The 20,884-nt window shown below is 39.2% G+C and carries 24 protein-coding genes; 2 read left to right on the plus strand and 22 right to left on the minus strand.

Annotated features, from left to right (window positions below; translation table 11 throughout):
* Window positions 1-21 precede the first annotated feature (21 nt).
* The 4 genes from NSQ79_RS05815 to NSQ79_RS05830 all read right to left on the minus strand — a co-directional run bounded on the left by NSQ79_RS05815 (window position 22) and on the right by NSQ79_RS05830 (window position 3,959).
* Window positions 22-303, minus strand: coding sequence for a DUF1294 domain-containing protein (locus tag NSQ79_RS05815; RefSeq protein ID WP_004182644.1), 282 nt, complete (start codon window positions 301-303; stop codon window positions 22-24).
* 4 nt (window positions 304-307) lie between these two features.
* Complete coding sequence (leuB, locus tag NSQ79_RS05820) at window positions 308-1,345, minus strand: 3-isopropylmalate dehydrogenase (protein WP_013990718.1); 1,038 nt, start codon at window positions 1,343-1,345, stop codon at window positions 308-310.
* A gap of 18 nt (window positions 1,346-1,363) precedes the next feature.
* Window positions 1,364-2,920 carry a 2-isopropylmalate synthase gene (locus NSQ79_RS05825; protein ID WP_037601116.1) on the minus strand — a complete coding sequence of 519 codons (1,557 nt, stop codon included), beginning with the start codon at window positions 2,918-2,920 and terminating at the stop codon, window positions 1,364-1,366.
* A 346-nt stretch (window positions 2,921-3,266) separates the two neighbouring features.
* Window positions 3,267-3,959, minus strand: coding sequence for a phosphoglycerate mutase (locus NSQ79_RS05830; protein WP_002884137.1), 693 nt, complete (start codon window positions 3,957-3,959; stop codon window positions 3,267-3,269).
* 256 nt (window positions 3,960-4,215) lie between these two features.
* Between NSQ79_RS05830 and NSQ79_RS05835 the strand changes: the two genes are divergently transcribed.
* The gene (locus NSQ79_RS05835) at window positions 4,216-5,151 is read left to right on the plus strand and encodes a dihydroorotate oxidase (protein WP_004182647.1); all 936 of its coding nucleotides are present in this window, start codon (window positions 4,216-4,218) and stop codon (window positions 5,149-5,151) included.
* Here NSQ79_RS05835 and NSQ79_RS05840 read toward each other — a convergent pair.
* The 18 genes from NSQ79_RS05840 to NSQ79_RS05925 form a co-directional block, all read right to left on the minus strand.
* A complete protein-coding gene (locus NSQ79_RS05840; RefSeq protein ID WP_339313346.1) occupies window positions 5,148-6,626 on the minus strand; it encodes an IS1182 family transposase in 1,479 nt (492 codons plus the stop codon). The genes NSQ79_RS05835 and NSQ79_RS05840 overlap by 4 nt on opposite strands.
* Before the next feature lie 149 nt (window positions 6,627-6,775).
* Window positions 6,776-6,976, minus strand: a complete 201-nt coding sequence (locus NSQ79_RS05845; RefSeq protein WP_002883994.1) for a hypothetical protein — start codon at window positions 6,974-6,976, stop codon at window positions 6,776-6,778.
* Between the two features lie 60 nt (window positions 6,977-7,036).
* The gene (locus NSQ79_RS05850) at window positions 7,037-7,312 is read right to left on the minus strand and encodes an HU family DNA-binding protein (RefSeq protein WP_002884048.1); all 276 of its coding nucleotides are present in this window, start codon (window positions 7,310-7,312) and stop codon (window positions 7,037-7,039) included.
* 136 nt (window positions 7,313-7,448) lie between these two features.
* Window positions 7,449-8,021: a YpmS family protein gene (locus NSQ79_RS05855; RefSeq protein WP_004182648.1), complete on the minus strand. Its 573-nt coding sequence runs from the start codon at window positions 8,019-8,021 to the stop codon at window positions 7,449-7,451.
* Window positions 8,014-8,889, minus strand: coding sequence for an SGNH/GDSL hydrolase family protein (locus NSQ79_RS05860; protein ID WP_164332255.1), 876 nt, complete (start codon window positions 8,887-8,889; stop codon window positions 8,014-8,016). Before NSQ79_RS05860 ends, NSQ79_RS05855 begins: the two co-directional genes overlap by 8 nt.
* The gene (locus NSQ79_RS05865) at window positions 8,882-9,724 is read right to left on the minus strand and encodes a DegV family protein (RefSeq protein ID WP_045768844.1); all 843 of its coding nucleotides are present in this window, start codon (window positions 9,722-9,724) and stop codon (window positions 8,882-8,884) included. Before NSQ79_RS05865 ends, NSQ79_RS05860 begins: the two co-directional genes overlap by 8 nt.
* 69 nt (window positions 9,725-9,793) lie before the next feature.
* Window positions 9,794-11,464 carry a DNA repair protein RecN gene (recN, locus tag NSQ79_RS05870; RefSeq protein WP_004182651.1) on the minus strand — a complete coding sequence of 557 codons (1,671 nt, stop codon included), beginning with the start codon at window positions 11,462-11,464 and terminating at the stop codon, window positions 9,794-9,796.
* An 8-nt stretch (window positions 11,465-11,472) separates the two neighbouring features.
* Window positions 11,473-11,919, minus strand: coding sequence for an ArgR family transcriptional regulator (locus tag NSQ79_RS05875; protein ID WP_004182652.1), 447 nt, complete (start codon window positions 11,917-11,919; stop codon window positions 11,473-11,475).
* Window positions 11,906-12,733, minus strand: coding sequence for a TlyA family RNA methyltransferase (locus NSQ79_RS05880; RefSeq protein WP_004182653.1), 828 nt, complete (start codon window positions 12,731-12,733; stop codon window positions 11,906-11,908). The genes NSQ79_RS05875 and NSQ79_RS05880 overlap by 14 nt, the downstream gene beginning before the upstream one ends.
* Window positions 12,726-13,598 carry a polyprenyl synthetase family protein gene (locus tag NSQ79_RS05885; RefSeq protein ID WP_045768845.1) on the minus strand — a complete coding sequence of 291 codons (873 nt, stop codon included), beginning with the start codon at window positions 13,596-13,598 and terminating at the stop codon, window positions 12,726-12,728. The genes NSQ79_RS05880 and NSQ79_RS05885 overlap by 8 nt, the downstream gene beginning before the upstream one ends.
* Window positions 13,598-13,813, minus strand: a complete 216-nt coding sequence (locus NSQ79_RS05890; protein ID WP_002888853.1) for an exodeoxyribonuclease VII small subunit — start codon at window positions 13,811-13,813, stop codon at window positions 13,598-13,600. Before NSQ79_RS05890 ends, NSQ79_RS05885 begins: the two co-directional genes overlap by 1 nt.
* Window positions 13,803-15,131, minus strand: a complete 1,329-nt coding sequence (xseA, locus tag NSQ79_RS05895) for an exodeoxyribonuclease VII large subunit (RefSeq protein ID WP_164332254.1) — start codon at window positions 15,129-15,131, stop codon at window positions 13,803-13,805. The genes NSQ79_RS05890 and xseA overlap by 11 nt, the downstream gene beginning before the upstream one ends.
* A 186-nt stretch (window positions 15,132-15,317) precedes the next feature.
* Window positions 15,318-16,076: a hypothetical protein gene (locus tag NSQ79_RS05900; protein WP_096832717.1), complete on the minus strand. Its 759-nt coding sequence runs from the start codon at window positions 16,074-16,076 to the stop codon at window positions 15,318-15,320.
* 127 nt (window positions 16,077-16,203) lie between these two features.
* Window positions 16,204-16,848, minus strand: coding sequence for an endonuclease III (nth, locus tag NSQ79_RS05905; protein WP_070578600.1), 645 nt, complete (start codon window positions 16,846-16,848; stop codon window positions 16,204-16,206).
* On the minus strand, window positions 16,848-17,546 hold the full coding sequence (locus NSQ79_RS05910; protein ID WP_014634316.1) for a DnaD domain-containing protein: 699 nt from the start codon (window positions 17,544-17,546) through the stop codon (window positions 16,848-16,850). Before NSQ79_RS05910 ends, nth begins: the two co-directional genes overlap by 1 nt.
* Before the next feature lie 72 nt (window positions 17,547-17,618).
* Complete coding sequence (gene metA, locus NSQ79_RS05915; RefSeq protein WP_013990730.1) at window positions 17,619-18,563, minus strand: homoserine O-succinyltransferase; 945 nt, start codon at window positions 18,561-18,563, stop codon at window positions 17,619-17,621.
* 172 nt (window positions 18,564-18,735) lie between these two features.
* A complete protein-coding gene (locus NSQ79_RS05920) occupies window positions 18,736-19,254 on the minus strand; it encodes an adenine phosphoribosyltransferase (protein WP_002884049.1) in 519 nt (172 codons plus the stop codon).
* Between the two features lie 81 nt (window positions 19,255-19,335).
* Window positions 19,336-19,707 carry a hypothetical protein gene (locus NSQ79_RS05925; protein ID WP_339313350.1) on the minus strand — a complete coding sequence of 124 codons (372 nt, stop codon included), beginning with the start codon at window positions 19,705-19,707 and terminating at the stop codon, window positions 19,336-19,338.
* Between the two features lie 146 nt (window positions 19,708-19,853).
* On the opposite strand from NSQ79_RS05925, the gene NSQ79_RS05930 reads away from it, so the two are divergent.
* Complete coding sequence (locus tag NSQ79_RS05930; protein ID WP_171021848.1) at window positions 19,854-20,873, plus strand: IS30-like element IS1139 family transposase; 1,020 nt, start codon at window positions 19,854-19,856, stop codon at window positions 20,871-20,873.
* The last annotated feature ends 11 nt before the right edge of the window (window positions 20,874-20,884 follow it).

Raw genomic sequence — 20,884 nt, forward strand, 5'->3', positions numbered from 1 at the left:
CAAATATAATCTAAGGATTAGCTAATCCGAAAGTCTTGTTAGAATAAGGTATAAAATAACGACATCAATAACAATGCCCATAAGCCAACATAGCTTAAAATACCATTTGTTAATTTTATGTCTAAAAAATTTCCCACCTAGAAAGGCACCAATACCACCGAAAATCAGAGTCTGCAATAATAATGCCTTCTCAGAAATCCGTCTTTTATGTTGAATGGCCTTGCTTTTATCAAGTCCATAAGCACATAAAACAAGGAGATTCCATACCAACAAAACGCTTAGTAACACTAGTTTTAGTGTCATGAGTTTAGAGATTGCTAATAATAGCTGCTGTCATTTCAGCAGTCGAAGCCTGACCACCCAAATCACGTGTCAAGATGCCTTGGTTCAAGGTCTTATCAACAGCATTTTCAATCAATTCTGCCCCTTCAGTTTCATTGAAACTTTCACGCAACATCATAGCTACTGATAAAATCATTGAAATTGGGTTGGCAATACCTTGACCGGCAATGTCTGGTGCTGAACCATGAATAGGTTCATAAAGACTAGGACCATTTTCAGAATGACTGGCAGATGGCATAACACCTAAAGTTCCTGGAAGGACACTTGATTCATCAGACAAGATATCTCCAAAAAGATTTTCTGTCACAACCACATCAAAACGAGCTGGGTTGGTAATCATAATCATTGCGGCACTATCAACGAGTTGGTGTTCAAGAGTTACATCTGGAAACTCCAAAGAAACTTCATCAGCAACTTTACGCCACAATTTAGAAGTTGCCAAAACATTTTGTTTATCAATGCTAGTGACCTTTTTGCCACGACCTTGGGCAATCTTGAAAGCACGACGAATGATACGACGAATCTCATCTGCTGAATAATCATTGATATCACGAGCCTTGTCTTCTTCGAGAATATGCTCACCAAAGTAAATACCACCTGTAAGTTCACGCACAACGACAAAATCTACGCCCTCGATACGCTCAGGTTTAAGAGGTGACAAGTGTTTCAAAGCATCAAAGATGCGGACAGGACGGATATTAGCAAAGAGATTCAACTCTTTACGAATGGCCAAAAGTCCTTGTTCAGGACGAACTGGCGCATTGTCATATTTTGGTCCACCAATTGCAGCCAAGAGGATAGCATCTGCTGATTTAGCAGCATCCAAAGTTGACTTAGGAAGTGGATGACCTTCAGCATCAATACCAGCACCACCAAATGGTTTAGCATCAATGTCATAATCAAATCCAATTTTTGAAGCTACTTTTTCAAGAACTTCAAGACCTGCTGCCATAATCTCAGGTCCAATTCCATCACCTGAAAGTGTTACAATTTTCTTTGTCATGTTTAACTCCTCTTTGGCTTATGGAAGGTCACGATAAGAAACCTTACGTGCCATCTCACCAGCATTTTCTTTTTGAACCAATGTATTAGCATTGATATAGGCAATTGCTGATGCTTTCAAGACATCAAAGTCCAAACCAGATGCATTGAAAATAGTATCTGTATCTACATTTTCAACAGTTACAAGTACACGCGCTTGTGCATCAATACCATCAGTTACAGCGTCAATATTATAAGAAGTCAAGCGAACTGTTTGGTTGAAGAATTTATCAATAGCATTGAAAATAGCTTCAACTGATCCTTGACCGTTTGCCAAAAATTCTACAGATTCACCGTCTTCATTAGCCAAGCTAACTGTAGCAGTGATTGTTTCATCAGCATTAGTGGTCAAACGAAGATCTTCGAAGTGGAAACCTTCTGGATTATCTACACTAGTACCAGCAACAAGTGCACGAATGTCTGCATCAGTAATATCATGTTTTTTCCCAGCCAAGATTTTGAATTTGGCAAAGAGTGGCTTGATATCTTCTTCAACAAAGTCAAGCTCAAGTTCTTTCAATTTTTCAACAAAGGCATGGCGTCCTGACAATTTACCAAGAGGAAGACTGTTACTCTTGACACCTACCAATTCTGGTGTGAAGATTTCATAAGTTTGAGGGTTCTTAAGAACACCATCTTGGTGGATACCTGATTCATGAGAGAAAGCATTTCCACCAACAACAGCTTTATTTTTAGGAACTGGAATACCTGAGAAGCGAGAAACAAGCTCTGATGTATTCATAGTTTCATTCAAAACAATATCACAACTTGCTTGGAAGAAGTCTTCACGAATCTTCAAAGCAACAGCTACTTCTTCAAGAGCAACATTACCCGCACGCTCACCAATACCATTGACTGTTCCCTGAACACGTCCAGCACCATGTTTAATTGCTGTCAAAGTATTTGCAGTTGCCATACCAAGGTCATCGTGGCAGTGAACACCAAAGACAACTTTATGATCTGATTTAATATTTTCAGTCAAGTGATCAAAAATACGTGCAAACTCTTCTGGAGTCGTAAAGCCAACTGTATCAGGAATATTAATATATGAGGCACCAGCATCAACTGCTGTTTGAACAACTTCAGTCAAGAAATCAAGCTCAGTACGAGTAGCATCTTCAGGAGAAAACTCAACAACTTCAAATTTTGAACGTGCATATGACACATGTTCTTTTACAGCTTCAAGAATTTCTTCTTTTGATTTCTTCAATTTAAACTCACGGTGAATCGGACTTGTTGCGATAAAGACATGAATTTGTGGATACTTAGCATCTTTCAAAGCCTCATAACAAGCATCAATATCAGATTTCACTGAGCGAGCCAAGCCAGTAACAGAAGTTGTTGTCATAGCTTCTGCAATTTGTTTTACTGCTTCAAATGAATCTGGGCTAGCTGCAGGGAAACCAGCTTCAATTACAGAAATTCCCCATTTTTCAAGTTGCTTAGCAATAGCAACTTTTTCTTTAATTGAGAAGTTAACACCAGGTGTTTGTTCCCCATCACGAAGACTTGTATCAAAAAATTCAACTTTACGCATAGACAATCCTCTTTCTAAAAGTAAAAACGATAGTAGTAAAAAAACATCTCACTCGGAAACCCAAGCGAGATGTTTTTACCTCCCGCTTGGTAAGCCAAACAGGACTAATGCTTTTGCACTAGCCCTCATTACGCAATAGCAAAACAGTTGTAGTTGCGAATGTCATTTGACTCATTTCCTTTCGATGTATCTTGGTTAATATGATACATCTTTCCAACTTGAAAGTCAAGGAAAAATTACTGAATTGACTGACTTTTCTGACCACTATTTACAATTATTTTCAGTAAAAGAAAAAAGCTGACCTAAGTCAACTTTTTAATTGTTAATGATAACTACTTATCTCAGCTTATTTTCCGAGGTAGTATTCGTTAACAACGTTCAATTTTTCGTCAAATTCGAATACCAATGGTGGGAAGTTTGGAATTTCAACATCCATGATTTCGTCGTCTGACAATTGTTTGATGTGTTTTACAAGGGCACGGATTGAGTTACCGTGTGCACCTACGAATACGTTTTTACCATCTTTAAGAGCTGGAGCGATTTTATCTTCCCAGAATGGAAGGGCACGTTCCAAAGTAACTTTCAAGTTTTCAGCATCTGGAATTACTGAATCGTCAAGTGAAGCGTAACGACGGTCAGTGTGTGCTGAGTGCTCATCATCACGATCCATTGCTGGAGGCAATACATCGTATGAACGACGCCAGATGTGAACTTGCTCATCACCAAATTGTTCAGCAGCTTCTGCTTTGTTTTTACCAGTCAAACCACCGTAGTGACGTTCGTTCAAGCGCCATGATTTTTCAACTGGAACCCAAAGTTGGTCAGATGCTTCAAGAGCCAAGTTAGTTGTTTTGATCGCACGTTTCAATACTGAAGTGTATGCTTGGTCAAATTCGATACCAGCTTCTTTGATCAATTTACCAGCGTCGATAGCTTGTTGAGTACCTTTTTCAGAAAGATCTACGTCAGCCCAACCTGTGAAAAGGTTAGCTTTGTTCCATTCAGACTCACCGTGGCGAGCGAAAACCAATTTTACCATTAGTTATGTCTCCTTTTTATTTTGGGTTAAACCCATTTACTCCTTCTATTCTACCCAAAAAACCTTGAAAAAGCTAGCAAAATCCAAAAAATTCTGTAAAATTCTACTGCATCCTGTCAGTCTCAAAAGCGAGGGTATTAGAAATTCACTTTAGATGCTTTTGCATATCCATTATTTCCTTGTTTTAGGCCTTCATTCATGCTAAAATGAGATGAATTAGTAACATTTTACATTGTGATCTTTAAAGGAGGATCTTATGGTTTCTACTGCTACAAAAGTTGGTCAGTTTACATTTTCTAACTGTCTTATGAATGCTGCGGGTGTTCATTGTATGACTAAGGAAGAATTGGCAGAGGTCGAGGCTTCAGCTGCAGGTTCATTCGTCACAAAAACAGGGACACTTGAAGCCCGCCCTGGTAATCCTGAACCACGTTATGTGAATGTACCTCTTGGGTCAATCAACTCAATGGGCTTGCCAAATAACGGTTTTGAATACTACCTTGACTATGTGATTGAATTGCAAAAGCAACCCAATACCAAAAATCATTTCCTTTCACTAGTTGGTCTCTCACCTGAAGAAACCCACACGATTCTCAAAAAAGTTCAAGAAAGCGACTATGAAGGACTTGTTGAACTCAACCTCTCATGCCCTAACGTTCCTGGTAAACCTCAAATTGCCTATGATTTTGAAACAACAACCGAGATCCTTACTGAAGTCTTCTCTTACTTTACAAAACCTCTTGGTGTGAAATTACCACCATACTTTGATATTGTGCACTTTGACCAAGCTGCTGCAGTGTTTAACCAATTTCCACTTGTCTTTGTTAACTGTGTGAACTCAATTGGTAATGGCCTTTACATTGAAGATGAGTCTGTTGTCATCAAACCTAAGAATGGTTTTGGTGGTATCGGTGGTGACTACATCAAACCTACTGCCTTGGCAAACGTTCACGCTTTCTACCAACGTCTGAAACCTGAAATCCAAATTATTGGTACTGGTGGTGTCAAATCTGGTCGTGATGCCTTTGAACACATCCTTTGTGGTGCAAGTATGGTACAAGTGGGTACTGCCCTTCAAAAAGAAGGTGTCGCTGTTTTTGACCGTATTACTAAAGAACTTAAAGAAATCATGGAAGAAAAAGGTTACGAAACTCTTGAAGACTTCCGAGGAAAACTTCACTACATTGACTAGTCTACAAAAAAAGTTTGGAAGACCTTCCAAACTTCAGAATGAAGACAAACATCGTTTTTGATGTTTGTCTTTTTTATATTCTTACCTAATTCTCCTATAATCCAATAATATTGAGATATTGGGGTAAAATTATAGGTCTTTCCTGTCATCATTTTTACCAATTTTTTGATATTTAGACACGCTAAAGTAAGCCCAACCTTAGCTTCCATTTTGGACTTTCCTTTTTCTCTGGTATAACGTAAGTTATGATATTCTTTAGCTGTTCCGAATAACCGTTCTATCGTTTCTTTCCGGTGTTGATACCGTTCTTTCATACCACTTTGATGGCGAATATCTTCACAGACTTCTAGGGCATCTTTCCAAATATGACGCACAACAACTTTTTGGTGCTGGCGACTTTCAGTACAAATCGCTAACAAGGGACAGGTCTTACAAATTTTAGGATTACTTTTATACTCTCGATAACCTTCACGTGTGGTTGTACGATAAGTTAATACATGGTTCTCTGGACAAAGATAACAATCAAAATGCTCGTCATAGACAAAGTCTTTTGGACGTAAAAAATCTTTCTTACCTCTTGGTCTAGTGTAAGGGAAAACTGGTGTAATCCCTTTTTCTAGAAGAAACTTGGCAATACTAGGTGTTTTATAGCCTGAATCCGCAATAATGAATTCAGGAGAGAATGGTTCTAGTTTGACAAAAAGAGCAGAGAAAGCCTGACTATCATGGATGTTTCCTGCTTCAACCGTATAAGCTAAGGCCCAACCGTGTTTATCACAAGCTACTTGAGCATTGTAAGCGAAGACTTCCTTATGTTCCCCCTTATGAAACCAACCACTGTCTGGGTCTGTCGTTGATTGTTTCTTAGGTTTAGCCTCGCCTTTTTTGGCGGGCTTTAAGAACTTTTTTGCGTGTTTTTTCCTATCTAAATTAATCTCAATCTCCAGTTGTTCACTCATGAATTTAGCTTTTTGATCAATAACAACAGTTTTGTACTTATGATTATTAGCAGCTGCCTTGATATGGGTCCCATCAATGAAGATTTCTGAGGGATCAATGAGCCCCGCTTCCAAAACATGATGAAGCACATGACTAAAAATGTGTGCTAACACTTCCTTGTTTTGAAAGCGTCGGCTATAGTTCTTACCGTAAGTTGTAAAATGAGGCACCTTATCGTTCAGAGATAAGCCAAGAAACCAACGGTAAGCCGTATTCACCTCAATATCTTTAATGGTTTGGCGCATAGAACGAATGCCATAAAAACATTGAATCAACGGAATTTTAACTAATAAAACAGGGTCTAGACTAGGGCGACCATTATCCGAGGAATAACTATCTTCGACAAGATCATAAATAAAAGAGAAATCAATCGTTTCCTCGACTTTTCTTAGAAAATGGTCTTTAGGCACAAGTTCATCAAGCGTATAGAATCCTACTTGACGTCGATTGTATTCGGGATTTTCTTTGTGAAACATAGGAACACCTCATCAAATACCTTTTTCTTTTATTATACTCCTTCAAAGCAAGAAAAGTCCCCAGAAGTATAACTTCTGAGGACTTTGTCTTCAATCTGAAGTTTGGAAGACCTTCCAAACTTTTTTATTATTTGATGAGGATTCTCTTATTAGACAAGACCATCATCGTCACGTTCATCCCAGTCTTCAAAAGGATCCTTGCCCTCTTTCTCAGCTTGAAGACGTTTCTGACGAGCTTCTTCGATTTGTTTTTCACTTGGCTTCATCAGTTTGCTGATAGCAACAATACCTGATAGTTTAATAACAGTAAAAACCAAAAGAAAAATCAATACCACTGTTATGGTTTTCATAGATTTCCTTAACTTATTTTCATATAAATCAAAACCCCTAAAATTTTAGGGGTTTTTACATTATTTAACTGCGTCTTTAAGAGCTTTACCAGCTTTAAATGCAGGAACTTTAGAAGCTGCGATTGAGATAGCTTCACCAGTTTGTGGGTTACGACCTTGACGAGCAGCGCGTTCGCGTACTTCAAAGTTACCGAAACCGATCAATTGTACTTTTTCACCTGCAGCAAGGAATTCTTCGATAGAAGCGAAAACTGCATCTACAGCTGCTGCTGAATCTTTTTTAGTAAGCTCAGTTGCTTCTGCAACTTTAGCGATCAAATCTTGTTTGTTAGCCATTGTAACAATCCTCCAATTTATTTCTAAGCGAATAGTTTTTTTAGCGCTTGAACAAGTATTATCTTATCCTAAAAGGCCTATGAGGTCAAGTAATAAACGCTAATTTAATCGCTTTTTTGCAAAAAGTAAAGGCTTTTTAATTTATTGTCTTATAGATGTCAAATTCGATACGGTCATTAACCAAATCAAGGCTTTGAGCACGTGCTGTAATCCCCTTCTCATTCTTCATAGACTGAATATTTAAGGTAACCTTTCCCTTCTTACTATTGATGGCGATGTAATCAGGGAGGTTAGTTGAACGTTTAATCATCTTAAGGGCATCCGAAACAGGCAGTTTCAAGGTTCCAGCCGAAAGCTCAGAAACATGAAGTACAATTGCTCCTGATTCACTAACAACCGGCGTAAAGTAGACATAAAGAGGGACAGGGTGACCTAAAACCTTATAGCTACTTTCGAAAACAATTTTAGAATTAGTAACCTTGACCTTGAAACGCATCTTATCGGTCGAATAATCTTGGGCAAAGCCCGTAAGAGCAGCGTCAAGCTCCTCCCTTGTCATACTATACTTACCAATTTTAGTTGCTCCCTTAGGTAGGGATACAGAACTCGTCGTCTCCACTGGAGTCATGATTCTATAGGCCACAACACTTACTAAGGCTAGATTTAAGGCCAAGAGTCCTAAAAATAACCACTTCCATATCTTACTCACCTGACCACTCCTTCTTTGTTTGGTTAATACGTTTCAAAATGGCATCTGACATAATTTGATAACCTGTATTATTTGGATGAAAATGATCATCCTCAAAAAGAGCATCATTCAGGCTACCTTGAGAAGAGTTACTAGACTGAGACGTATCATCAGAGCTTGTAACACCGCCCTTACCGTCAATTCCCTTATAAAGCAAATTATTTACAGGAACAAAATAGACATTATCGTACTTCTTGCACACTTCTTCAGTAGATTGGTTCCAATTATCTACAATAGTTTGCATTTCTGTCATCTCTGGAAAATTAAGATAAAAAGGATTGTAAATACCAACAATATAAATTGGCAATGTTTTATTATCCTTACGAGCTAACTCAATAATCTGTCCTAATCTCTTTTGATAGGCCTGAGCTGGCTTAGTGAAGGTGTCTACATTAAGATTAGTGATATTGTCCTTAATGACATGGATTACATCATTACCACCAACTGTCAGAGTCATCACTTTAGCCTTCTTGAGATCTCTTTGAATATCCTTCTTTTCTTGCACTCTCTTGAGAATTTGATTGCTCGTATTCCCTGCGATACCATAGTTGCGAGAGGTCACTTGCCAGTCAAAATCTGACTCTAAGGCCTGAGACAAAACAGGAACGAAGCCCCCTTGATTACTACTATCACCTACACCTTGCGTAAGGGAATCACCGATAGCAACATAGGTGACCTTTTCATTTTTAATAGATTTAATTTTTTCTGCAATTTTTGATGACTGATGCGTACTAGGAACTACAAAAATAAAGAGGCCGATAAATAAGAGAAAAAGCAAGAAGAAGCCTACGAGGCTTCTAACTAATTCTGATTCTTTCCACTTATTCATAACGAACCATTACGGCAAAGGCGCCTTCACCAGTGTGCGTTTGAATGATGGAACCAGTCTCAAGGATTGAAATCGGAGCGCCCAAAACCTCAAGTTTTTCAGCCATTTCATGTGCAAAATCAGGTGTCCCTGCATAAGAAATACCAATCTCTGCCACTTTGCGGTCCTTATCCTTGATACCATTAATATAAGAATCCAACCATTTTGTGAATGTCTTAGCACCACGACCCTTCGCAATCGTATTCAACTGATAGTCTTTCAACTCCATAATGACACGGATATTGAGCAATGAAGATAGTAGACCTGTTACACGTCCAATACGACCACCTTTGACAAGATTCTCAAGGGTAGAAACACCGATATGTAGTTCAGATTTACTTTTCACTTCTTCCACACGTGCTACAATCTCATCTAGACTATCTCCTGCTTCAGCTAATTTGGCTGCTTCAACAACCTGAAACTTAAGGCACTGATCCGTAAAGCCTGAATCGATAACGGTTACATCTGCTCCTGACAGGCTAGCTCCTTGACGTGAAGCTTCACATGTCCCAGAGAGGGTGTGCATGAGGTGGATAGCCACAATCTGTTCTGCACCTTCTTTGACAAGTTTTTCATATGTCTCAGCAAACAAACCTACTGGTGGTTGGCTAGTCTTTGGTAACTCTTTACTATGCTTCATCATATCCAAGAAACGGCCTTCTTCTCGAAGATCACTATCTGAATAGATGACACCGTCCACCATAACCGACAATGGAACAACAGTGATATTATATTTTTCAACCAATTCTGGTTCAATCGTAATTGACGAATCGGTTACAATTCTGATTTTACTCATATTTTTCTCGCTTAACACAAATTTTTATTCTATTATAGCATGACTGGAAAACTTTTCCCAAGTCTTTTTCTAAAGAGAGTCATCTACCTTTAACAAGGCTCTTGCTTGGCTCAAGGCAGCCTCCGTCACATTATCACCTGCTAACATCTTAGCGATTTCTTGCACCCTTTCCTCAGGTGTCAAGAGACGAACACGAGAGACAGTCGTCTCATTATCGCTTTCCTTAGAAATAAAGAACTGATAATCAGCAATGGCAATAACTTGTGGAAGGTGACTGATGGCCAAAACCTGACCATGACTCCCAATCTTATGAATTTTCTGAGCGATGGCTTGGGCAACACGACCTGAAACGCCAGTATCAACCTCATCGAAGACGATACTTGTTTTGTCTTCTTTGCGGGCAAAGGCTGACTTAATCGCTAACATGAGTCGAGATAATTCTCCTCCTGAAGCAACCTTAACAAGCGGTTTAAAGCCTTCACCTGGATTGGTTGAGATGTAAAACTCAACCTGCTCATTACCATCACGGTTAAATTTCCCTTTAGTAAAGGTAACTTTAAAATCAGCCTTATCCATGTAAAGGTCGCATAACTCGTTCTTAATCTCAGCTTCAAGGGCTGTAGCAATTTGATGGCGTGCCGTTTGTAAGGTCTCTGCAGACGCAAGCAGATCTTTTTCAAGTTGCTTAAGCTCTTGTTCCATCGCATCTGACGAACTGGAATTGCCAGTTAAAAGATTATATTCTTTACTTGAATTTTCCAGATAATCTAAGACGTCATCGACAGTCCCACCATATTTACGAGTAATTGCATTAATCGTATCTAAGCGGTGTTCAATCTCTTGCAAACGCCCAGCATCAAAGTCCAAATTATCCAAAAGGTCACCGAGTTGCTTAGTGACATCTTCCAAAACATAATAGGCTTCTGATAGATTTCCAGAGAGTTCTTTGTAATCTGAGTCATACTCTTCAAGAGACTGGAGGTCATTCATGGCAGAACGAACATTTGAAAGACTTGAAAAATCTTCATTATCCAGCATGACATAGGCATTTGTTAAGGTATCAGCAATCTGCTTATGGTTAAGAAGCTTGTCTCGCTCCTTCATCAATGCCAAATCTTCTCCTGATTTTAGAGAGACTGCTTCAATTTCTGCAATCTGAAAAGCTAGCATTTCAATTCGAGCCTTATGCTCCTGCTCATTTTTCTGCTTTTCAAGAACGGCTTTTCTTAACTCACGATAGCGGTCAAAATACTCTTGGTATTCTTTCTTAGTTTGGAAAAATTCCTTGTCACCAAAGGCATCAAGCATGGTAATATGCAGAGCAGGTTTCATAAGCTCTTCCTGGTCATGTTGTCCATGGATATCTACCAAGAAGTGCCCAACGGCTTTAAGTGTCGTTAAATTGACCATCTGTCCATTGATGCGACTAACACTTCTACCATTTTGGAAGATTTCACGACGGATAATCAATTCATCCTCGACAGGAATCCCATTATCTTCCAAGATACTAACCAAGGCAGGATTTTGTTCGATTGAAAAGAAGCCCTGAATCTCAGCCTTAGATGCTGAATGACGGACGACTTCGCTAGAAGCACGTGCGCCCAACATAAGATTCATGGCATCTATAATAATGGACTTACCAGCACCTGTTTCACCAGTAAGGACGGTCATACCATTCTCAAAGTTTAGAGAAATCTCTTCAATAATTGCGAAATTCTTTATCGTAATTTCGAGAAGCATAGGCCCTCCTATTCTTCAACCCACTTAATGATTTGCCCCTGTAGTTCGATGGCTGCTAACTCTGACTGAGCCACTAAAAAGAGGGTATCATCGTCAGCAATGACACTAAAAATCAAATGCTTGTACTCATCCAAAAGAATCTTCTTGATGAGACGGCTTGTCCCAGGTTGAACAACGATATTCATAAAGGCATGTTGACGATCAACACGCAACAAGCGACGAGTCACAACAGAAGTTCCACCTACTCGTCTAGGAGCAGTTGAGAGTCCATAGATGTATGAACCGTCTTCCGTTGGTACCTTGGTAATACCAATTTCATTGATATCACGCGATACTGTCGCCTGAGTAGCCTTCAATCCCTCATTTTGGAGTAATTTTACCAATTCTCCCTGAGTCGTAATTTTATTTTCTTGGACAATCTTTCGGATTAACTCCAAACGATCATTCTTCTTCATTCTTTTTAAACTCCTTATGTGCTTGTGCTACAACTTCCTTAATAGAGGTTTGAGCATCATTTTGAGGAGAATTTGTCTTCTCCAAATGTGCGAGAAACTCAATGTTACCATGACCACCTTGGATAGGTGAAAAGTCCAGTCTCTTAACTGAAAAGCCATAGTCAAGCGCAAAGGCTGTCACTGTTTCTAACACTTTTTCATGGACACTGCTCTCACGAACAATCCCGTTTTTCCCAATTTGTTCACGGCCCGCCTCAAATTGCGGTTTCACAAGAGCAACAACTTGCCCTCCATCAACCAATATCTTAGCCAAGGCCGGCAGAATCAAATTTAGCGAGATGAAACTGACATCGATTGATGCAAAAGACGGTAGTCCTTCTGTAAAATCAATAGGTTCAGCATAACGGAAATTATATTGCTCCATGGAACGAACACGCTCATCTTGACGCAATTTCCAAACCAACTGATTGGTACCGACATCCACAGCATAAACCAGTTTGGCCCCATTTTGAAGCATAACATCGGTAAATCCACCTGTTGAAGCTCCAATATCGATGGTCGTCATGCCTTCAACCGACAGATTGAATACTTCCAAAGCTTTTTCAAGTTTGAGTCCTCCACGGCTCACATACTTGAGTTTTTCTCCTTTAAGCTTCAACTCTGTACCGTCGTCGATTTTTTCACCGGGTTTATCGTAACGTTCACCATTGATAACATTAACAACTAAACCAGCCATAACGCCACGTTTAGCTTGTTCTCGTGTTTCAAAAAGGCCTTGTTTATAAGCCAAGACGTCTACTCTTTCCTTAGGCATGGAGTCGTAACCTTTCTATGATTTCTATAATACTGTCTTTCTTGAAACCTTGAGTCTCAGATAGATTTCGGAAAATAGCCTCAGCTTTATCAAGTGATTCCTCTAGGATAGCATGTGATTTTTCAAGACCAAGCAGAGCCGGATATGTTGATTTTCCAGCTACTACATCTTTCCCAGGCGTCTTCCCAAGCTCTTCGAAATCAGCAGTCACATCCAAAATATCATCACGTACTTGAAAGGCAAGACCAATCAAGCGACCAGCTTCTTGAAGATTTTCCAAGACCTGTTGATCTTTTTGAGCAACAATACCAGCCGCTACAAAAGGAAAGGTTAAAAGCTTACCTGTCTTATGCTCATGAATCTTAGCCAGTTGCGATAAATCAAGTTCCTGACCTTCACCCTTCATATCCAACATTTGTCCACCTACCATACCGAAGGTTCCTGAAGAATGAGACAATGCTTGAATCAATTGAACTCGAATTTCTGCGGATAACTCTGTTTGTGCTAGGAGGTCAAATGGATCCAAAAAGAGAGAATCTCCAGCCAAGATTGCCGTTGCTTCATCGAATTTCTTATGGTTGGTTAAACGTCCTCGACGGTAATCATCATCATCCATGGCCGGCAGATCGTCGTGAATCAGACTTCCAGTATGAATCATTTCAAGACTTGCTGCGACATCGAAATGACTAGGAGTAAGCTCTAAACCAAATCCTTCAAGTAAATCTAAGAAAATCAGTGGACGAATACGCTTGCCTCCACTATCAACTGAATAAAGGATGGCAGTGATTAAATCACTTGATACAGGAAGATTCTTTTTTTGGTAGTAATCACGGATAGCCGCATCAATTTTATTTAGCTTGCTCATTAGGCATCCATTTCCGTTTCTGTACCATCTGCTTGCATGACCTTAACTAGTGTTTTTTCAGCATCTTCCAAGGTCTTCTGCAAATTTTTAGACAAGGCCATACCTTTTTGGAACTCAGCAATAGCATCCTCAAGAGCAACATCACCTGTTTCGAGCTTAGTGACGATGGCTTCTAAGTCCTGTAAATTTTCCTCAAATGTTTTTTTAGTTGACATTTTTCACCTCTACTTCTAGTTCTCCATCTTTCATTTGGACGGTTAATTGATCACCTTCGGTAATATTCTTGGTACTTGTTAAAGGTTTATCATCTTTCTTGACAATGGCATAGCCCCTTGCAACAATACGACTAGTATCTAGAGACAATAAGGCATCCTGTGCCTTTTCTAATCTCACACGCTTACCATTAATAGTATTCTTGGTTGTAGTCACCAATAAACGTTGCAAAGACTCTCGACGGTCTTGGTAGTTCTGAACACTAGTCAGAAGATTTAAGCCTTGTAATCGTTGTCTCAAAAGCTCTGCTTCTTTTTGTTTGCGTGCGAAATCTTGACTCATGAAGGTTTCAAGCCTTGTTGTTAGTCGATCCAACTTTTGTAGATAACCATCGTAAAGGCGCTCAGGTTGCCTAAAGACAACAGATTGTGACAATTTGGCCAAGCGTTCCTGGTTATACTGTATACGTCTCAAACAGGCTTGATAGGCTCTATTTTGTCTTTCACGAATCCAAACCAAGGTATCAGCCTTTGATACCGGAGTCGCAAGTTCTGCTGCTGCTGTAGGCGTAGCAGCCCTACGGTCTGCAACAAAGTCAGCCAAAGTTGTATCTGTTTCGTGACCAACACTTGAAATCACAGGTAGACGACTCTCAAAAATGGACTGGACGACAATTTCCTCGTTAAAAGCCCAGAGATCTTCAATAGAACCTCCACCACGGCCAACGATAAGTAAATCTAGGTCATCCCTTTGATTGGCTTTTTGGATATTTTCAGCAATTTCCTGTGCAGCTCCTTCACCTTGAACCTTGGTTGGGAAAAGTAAGATTTCTACCCCAGGAAAACGACGACTAACGGTCGTAATAATATCTCGAATAACCGCACCACTAGGACTAGTGACAACCCCAATTTTTTTGACAAAATTAGGCAGAGCTTGCTTATGACGATCATCAAAGTAGCCTTCTGCAGTCAATTTTTTACGAAGCTGTTCAAACTGGATGGCCAAAGCCCCAATACCATCCGGCTCAGCCTTCTCGATAATAATGGAATAAGAACCACTAGGTTCATAAATCTGGACCCGACCAACGACATTGATCTTCATCCCTTCTTCGAGTTCAAAACCAAGTTTTTTGAAAACTCCAGCCCAAATCGTCGCCTGAATAACAGCCCCTTCATCCTTTATCGAAAAATATTGGTGACTCGGACGTCGACGAAAATTGGAAACCTGCCCCGTCAAATATACCCTCTCTAGATAAGGATCACGGTCAAATTTCATTTTCAAATATTTGGTTAAGGATGTGACCGATAAATAGTCTGACACGACAACTCTCCTTTATTTAAGCAATCCTTGAAAACCTGAAGACATTAAAAAAGTTCTGTAGAACTATCATCCCCAAATCCTCTCAATCAGCTTTTTAATTGTATACACGATTACTTAAAATTATACCAAAAAAGACTGTCAAAAGACAGTCTCAACCACCATTGTCAGGTGTTTTATATAGTTTCATTAATCGGTTGTATATGTTTTTGAAACGACGTCCCAAGAATCGCTTGAACCGTCAATACCACCATAGGCTTCGAGTTGCCCCTTCTTATCTACACGGAAAAGAAGAACATCATTACCATAGGCATCATAAAGTTGAGCATAAACTAGGTTATCATCATCATCGGTCCAAGAATAGACTTTCCAACCTAGATTCTTATAATTTTCTCCTGTTGACCCTTGTTCTTTAGCATAAGTAGAAACTACCCAGTCTTCTAACTGTTGGTCAGACAAGGATGAGGTATCAACTTGAGAGGATTGATTATCAGATGATGCTGCTTGTTCCTTACTTTTAGCTAACTGACCATTTTTCCATGGATTTGTTACACTCTCTTTTTGGTTATTACTATACCACATCAAGGTAACCACAGGAATAACCACTGCAAGTACTGCAACAACTCCAATTACCCATCTAATAATATTAGGATCTTTGAGTTTATCAAAACTCGAAACTTTTCTTCCCTTTGTAGTTTCATTTTTACGACGTCTAAATTCGCTCACAGCTTTTTCCTCTTTTTCTTGAAAGTAGTCCCTTTTTTTCTTTTCCTCTTGTTCCAAGAGTTTTTGCACTTCCCTACGACCCTGCGGATCACTCGTTTGAGCCAATGAAATCTGCAACTGAAAAATACGATTATCCAAAGCTTGCTCATATTCTTTGGCTGCTTCTCTATCACCATTATCAGCTAAGGCTCTCAGATACTCTTCATTACTGAATTCAGCCATTCACTATATCGCTCCTGCTTCTAAATCGTTTCTTCTATTTTCTTAAAGCCTGAGACTTTTGTCAAGTTACTAGTTTGTAACAAATTCTTACAGCTGTAAAAAGCCGAAGAAAGTCACATTCTCCAGCTTATTTCTTGGTTGTTTCTTTATAATACTTACAATAACTTTGAAGAGGACATGTCTGGCACTTAGGATTCTTAGCTAAGCAATGATAGCGTCCAAAGAAAATCATACGGTGATGGCTGATAATCCAATCCCTCTTTGGGATTTTCTTCATCAGTTCCGCTTCGATTTCCTCTACACTAGCATCCTCTGGCACGATATTTAGCCTTTTAGAAACACGTGAGACATGGGTATCTACAGCAATAGAAGGGATGCCATAGACTTCAGCCAATACTACGTTAGCTGTTTTTCGTCCCACACCAGGTAGACTTTCCAATTCCTTATGCGTTTTCGGAACCTGTCCATCAAAATTCATTAAAACAGCTCTAGCAGTCTTGATGATGTTCTTTGCTTTATTTTTGTAAAGACCAATCGTTCTCAAACACATCTCAACGTCATCGAGATTAGCAGAAGCCAAATCCTCAATTCCTGGATAACGCGCCCACAAGCCTGGTGTGATCTTGTTAACAGCCTTATCAGTTGTCTGGGCTGATAAAATAACAGCAACTAATAGTTGGAAAGGAGTTTCCCACTCCAACTCCCCATGAGCGTTTGGAAACATCTCTCCCATGAGAGCTAGAGCCTCATTAACACGTTTTCTTCCTAACATTATTGGCCACCCCATAATTGACGGGCTGCATCCATTCCTGTTTTGAAGTCATCCGAAACTTGGTGATGTTGCTTCTTACCTTGATGCTCCAAACGACGCTCTTCAACTTGAATTTTCGTCGTAATACCACTCAATTTCCAGTTACGCAGAACCCCTTTGATGTAATTCCAATTTGTCTTGCGGTTAAATACTGCTTCTTTCAAAGCCTCACGGATAAGTTCGGGATCAGTATGTTCTTCTTGGATTTCCTTGTTTAAATCTTCAATAACCATAGGATTCAAGATTCCCAAAGCTTGTTCTAACTCATCTGTTAATTGCTTGATGAGCTGTGTATTTGTTGGCTGACCAACTACAGGCCCGGTCGTTGTCTTTTCATTGCTCACTAACTTGTCCAAAACTGCCAAGGCAGGTGAAGCATCTACAACCATCTCAATTTCATTATTAACCTTAATAGTCGTGAAATCAAGGAGCCCAGCCTCAGTCAATGTTGTAATACTTTTATTAACCTCAGTTGGTGTCTTTCCAGTTGCTTGCGCTATCTGGCTTGAAGCCACTTCTCCAATCTGAGTTGTCGTTTGTAGATAGAGAAACTGCCAAACTAGAAAGTCATCCGCAGATGGAAAAATATCCTTAAAGTGGAAAAATAAAGCATTAGGAAGGACCAGATTGCCTGATCGATACTGTTCAAAAAAACTCATATTTACCTTTCAGAATAGCTAGACACCCCAAAAAGTCTTTATGCGCTCACATAAGTCTTTTGAGATTGTCTACTACAAATAACCGTAGAATGAAAAATCGTCTTCCAACTCTTCTAAACGATAAGGTGTTTCTTGATATACCGCATAGTTAATCCAATTGCTAAAGAAGGCAGATGCCGCAAGATTCCAACGAAGTTTAGGCTCCTGACTTGGATCATCCTCTGGGAAATAGTTTGCCGGTACGTCTGGATTAATCCCTGCATCCAAATCTCTTCGGTATTCTCTGGCCAGAGTATCACGGTCGTATTCAAAATGACCGAAACTATATACTTCACGAAGGTTCTTACTTGCTAAGATGGATAAACCGACCTCTGGTCCTGACACAACAATATCTAAATCCGTCTTGTCTTTAATATCCTCGAGCGTAACCTCAGTATAGCGTGAGTGTGGTGACACAAAGCTATCATCAAAGCCATTCATAAGGAAGTTTTCAGGCATGTCAACCGTTTGTTTATAGATACCAGATAATTTCTCTGACAATGGGACCTTGTCGACACCATGCTTATAATAGAGACCTGCTTGAGCTCCCCAACACAGATGAAGGGTTGAATAGACATGCTTTTTAGACCAGTCAAAAACCTGTGTCAATTCTTGCCAATAATCAACTTCTTCAAAAGGCATTTGCTCAACAGGAGCTCCTGTTACAATGAGACCATCATAATACTTATGCTTAATTTCATCAAAAGTCTTATAAAAAGTTTCCATATGTTCAGCATGGGTATTTTTTGACTTATGACTAGCCATATAAAGAAACTCGACGTTAATTTGAAGTGGCGTATTGGCCAAAAGACGTAGTAATTGAGTTTCCGTAACTTCTTTAGTAGGCATAAGGTTAAGGATTAAGACCTCCATTGGTCGAATATCCTGGCTACTAGCTCTGTTCTCATCCATGATGAAGACATTTTCCGAACGCAATACATCAAGAGCTGGTAACTTATTATCAAGTTTTATAGGCATAACAATATCTCCATCCTTATTTATTCTATCTTCATATTATAAACCGGGGAGGTATTGTTATCAAATATATATTTTCTCTAGTTAGCTATAGCTTTAAACTATATTTAGAGGCCACCTTTGTTTTAAAAGAGTTAAAAAGGCCCTAAGGCCTTTTGTTAGTTCGTAGATAGATTTATCCTGGGAAGTTCATCAATACTTTAGTATCGTAACCTTCGATAGCATCACGTCCATTAAGACCATCAAGCTCAATCAAGAAGGCACAACCAGCAACGACACCACCTAGGCGCTCAATCATTTCAATTGTAGCTTTAACGGTACCACCAGTTGCCAAGAGGTCATCAACGATAAGTACACGTTGGCCTGGCTTGATTGCATCGGCATGCATACAAAGTGTATCAACACCATACTCTTTTTCGTAATTGGCTGAAATCACTTCACGTGGCAATTTACCAGGTTTACGAACAGGAGCAAAACCAATACCAAGTTCAAAAGCAACTGGACAACCAACGATGAAACCACGCGCTTCAGGACCAACAATCATGTCAATCTTCTTATCAGTCGCATACTGAACGATTTCACGGATAGCATAGCTATAAGCATTTCCATCAGCCATCAAAGGACTAATATCACGGAAAGTAACCCCTTCTTTAGGGTAGTTTTCAATAGATGCAATATAATCTTCTAATTTCATTTGTTCTTCCTATAGGCTTTTCGCCAAAAAAATATTTACATACCATTATAGCATGAATTCGGAGATATTAAACTATTTAGACTATAATAATTCGGGAAAATATTCTTCAAAGTATGCATTATCCAATTTAACTAATATAAACAATTCTTCTTCACCATCTATATTCCTCTGGACCTCGATTTTCTTAAATGTGGGTTTCTCCTCATCATCTTTTTTCCCTTGGTCCTCATTTTTTTCAACTGTAGGTACCAGTTTCATTTTATACGAATATTTATTATCAAGTATATCTCTTAATGTGAACTCAACAATCTCTTCACCTTTAAGTTCACCATCAAAACGAATAAGTAAAATATTGGAGGTCCCCTTATCAATCATAAACTTTTCATCTGGTTTTAATTTATGATTACAATTGTTATTTGTACATTTGACTTCTTCAAGTAATGCATGTCCCAAACCAATATTATTAATTTTAATCAAGATAGAATTCGTATCATTATCAGAAGTATTTTGTTCGCCCTATTGTAAAATGAAGTGCAACACAAAAGACATGTTCATCTGATATACTAGAGTTGCGAAAAACAGTATAAAGGAAGATGAACATGTCCACTAATTATTCTACCACAAATCAATCATACAAGCACTTATCTGAAGCTGAGCGAGGGGAAATTGAAGCTTATTTAAGCGTAGGACTCAAACCTGCTGAGATTGCTCGTAGACTAGGGAGAAATCGCTCTACTATTACTCGTGAAATTAATCGTGGTTCCATAACACAAGTGAAAAAAGTAAATGGGCAAAAGGTCTATTACCAACACTATTATGCAGATGCTGCTCATAACCGTTATCGTCATGCTAGAGAAGCCAGCTATTATTTGAAACTGGATTCCGTATCGGATGACTTTCTGAGAGCATTTACAGAAGCAATGAGAGAGAAACCAAGGGTGCATAGCGTGGATACCTTTGTTCATACCTATAGACTCCAACATGTAGATGCAGTTGTTCCTTCAACCAAGACGCTCTATAACTATATCCATCAAGGATTGTTAGAGATTAAGGTCATTGATTTGCCAAGAGCAGTGCGGATCCGTAAGAAATTTACCAAGCGCCCCTCTACCAAGAAACATCTAGGAAAGTCAATTGAAGAAAGGCCAGAAGAAATCAATAATCGTTCCCGTTTTGGAGATTGGGAAATCGATTCTGTTCTGGGTGGAAAGACAATAGGAGAACCTTCTATTCTAACCTTGGTAGAACGACAAACACGCTATGCTGTCACAAAGAAACTCGTGGAAAAGAAAGCAGAGTATGTCAATCAAGCAGTCTTAGAGTGTATGAAACTTTATCCCATTAAGTCCATAACTGCAGATAATGGAAACGAATTTTCATCATTGAGTAAGATAGAGGGATTAGATGTTTATTTTGCACATGCCTATTCATCTTATGAACGAGGTACAAATGAGAATTTCAATGGACTACTAAGAGAGTTCATTCCGAAGGGGTGTTCGTTAAAAGAACTAAATCAGAATCTTTTAGAGGACTATACAAAGGCTATCAATGAAAGACCTAGACGAATTCATGGCTATCAGTCCGCAAAAAAGCTGTTTGAGCTAACTCAAACAGCTTGAAAGATACTCAC

Origin of the sequence: Streptococcus sp. FSL W7-1342 (genome assembly GCF_037966635.1) — a bacterium.
Taxonomy (GTDB): Bacteria; Bacillota; Bacilli; order Lactobacillales; family Streptococcaceae; genus Streptococcus; species Streptococcus salivarius_D.

Coding starts and splice junctions, on each gene's coding strand:
- NSQ79_RS05815 (WP_004182644.1), bottom strand. CDS start 303: ATGACACTAAAACTAGTGTTACTAAGCGTTTTGTTGGTATGGAATCTC.
- leuB (WP_013990718.1), bottom strand. CDS start 1,345: ATGACAAAGAAAATTGTAACACTTTCAGGTGATGGAATTGGACCTGAG.
- NSQ79_RS05825 (WP_037601116.1), bottom strand. CDS start 2,920: ATGCGTAAAGTTGAATTTTTTGATACAAGTCTTCGTGATGGGGAACAA.
- NSQ79_RS05830 (WP_002884137.1), bottom strand. CDS start 3,959: ATGGTAAAATTGGTTTTCGCTCGCCACGGTGAGTCTGAATGGAACAAA.
- NSQ79_RS05835 (WP_004182647.1), top strand. CDS start 4,216: ATGGTTTCTACTGCTACAAAAGTTGGTCAGTTTACATTTTCTAACTGT.
- NSQ79_RS05840 (WP_339313346.1), bottom strand. CDS start 6,626: ATGTTTCACAAAGAAAATCCCGAATACAATCGACGTCAAGTAGGATTC.
- NSQ79_RS05845 (WP_002883994.1), bottom strand. CDS start 6,976: ATGAAAACCATAACAGTGGTATTGATTTTTCTTTTGGTTTTTACTGTT.
- NSQ79_RS05850 (WP_002884048.1), bottom strand. CDS start 7,312: ATGGCTAACAAACAAGATTTGATCGCTAAAGTTGCAGAAGCAACTGAG.
- NSQ79_RS05860 (WP_164332255.1), bottom strand. CDS start 8,889: ATGAATAAGTGGAAAGAATCAGAATTAGTTAGAAGCCTCGTAGGCTTC.
- NSQ79_RS05865 (WP_045768844.1), bottom strand. CDS start 9,724: ATGAGTAAAATCAGAATTGTAACCGATTCGTCAATTACGATTGAACCA.
- recN (WP_004182651.1), bottom strand. CDS start 11,464: ATGCTTCTCGAAATTACGATAAAGAATTTCGCAATTATTGAAGAGATT.
- NSQ79_RS05875 (WP_004182652.1), bottom strand. CDS start 11,919: ATGAAGAAGAATGATCGTTTGGAGTTAATCCGAAAGATTGTCCAAGAA.
- NSQ79_RS05880 (WP_004182653.1), bottom strand. CDS start 12,733: ATGCCTAAGGAAAGAGTAGACGTCTTGGCTTATAAACAAGGCCTTTTT.
- NSQ79_RS05885 (WP_045768845.1), bottom strand. CDS start 13,598: ATGAGCAAGCTAAATAAAATTGATGCGGCTATCCGTGATTACTACCAA.
- NSQ79_RS05890 (WP_002888853.1), bottom strand. CDS start 13,813: ATGTCAACTAAAAAAACATTTGAGGAAAATTTACAGGACTTAGAAGCC.
- NSQ79_RS05900 (WP_096832717.1), bottom strand. CDS start 16,076: ATGGCTGAATTCAGTAATGAAGAGTATCTGAGAGCCTTAGCTGATAAT.
- nth (WP_070578600.1), bottom strand. CDS start 16,848: ATGTTAGGAAGAAAACGTGTTAATGAGGCTCTAGCTCTCATGGGAGAG.
- NSQ79_RS05910 (WP_014634316.1), bottom strand. CDS start 17,546: ATGAGTTTTTTTGAACAGTATCGATCAGGCAATCTGGTCCTTCCTAAT.
- metA (WP_013990730.1), bottom strand. CDS start 18,563: ATGCCTATAAAACTTGATAATAAGTTACCAGCTCTTGATGTATTGCGT.
- NSQ79_RS05920 (WP_002884049.1), bottom strand. CDS start 19,254: ATGAAATTAGAAGATTATATTGCATCTATTGAAAACTACCCTAAAGAA.
- NSQ79_RS05930 (WP_171021848.1), top strand. CDS start 19,854: ATGTCCACTAATTATTCTACCACAAATCAATCATACAAGCACTTATCT.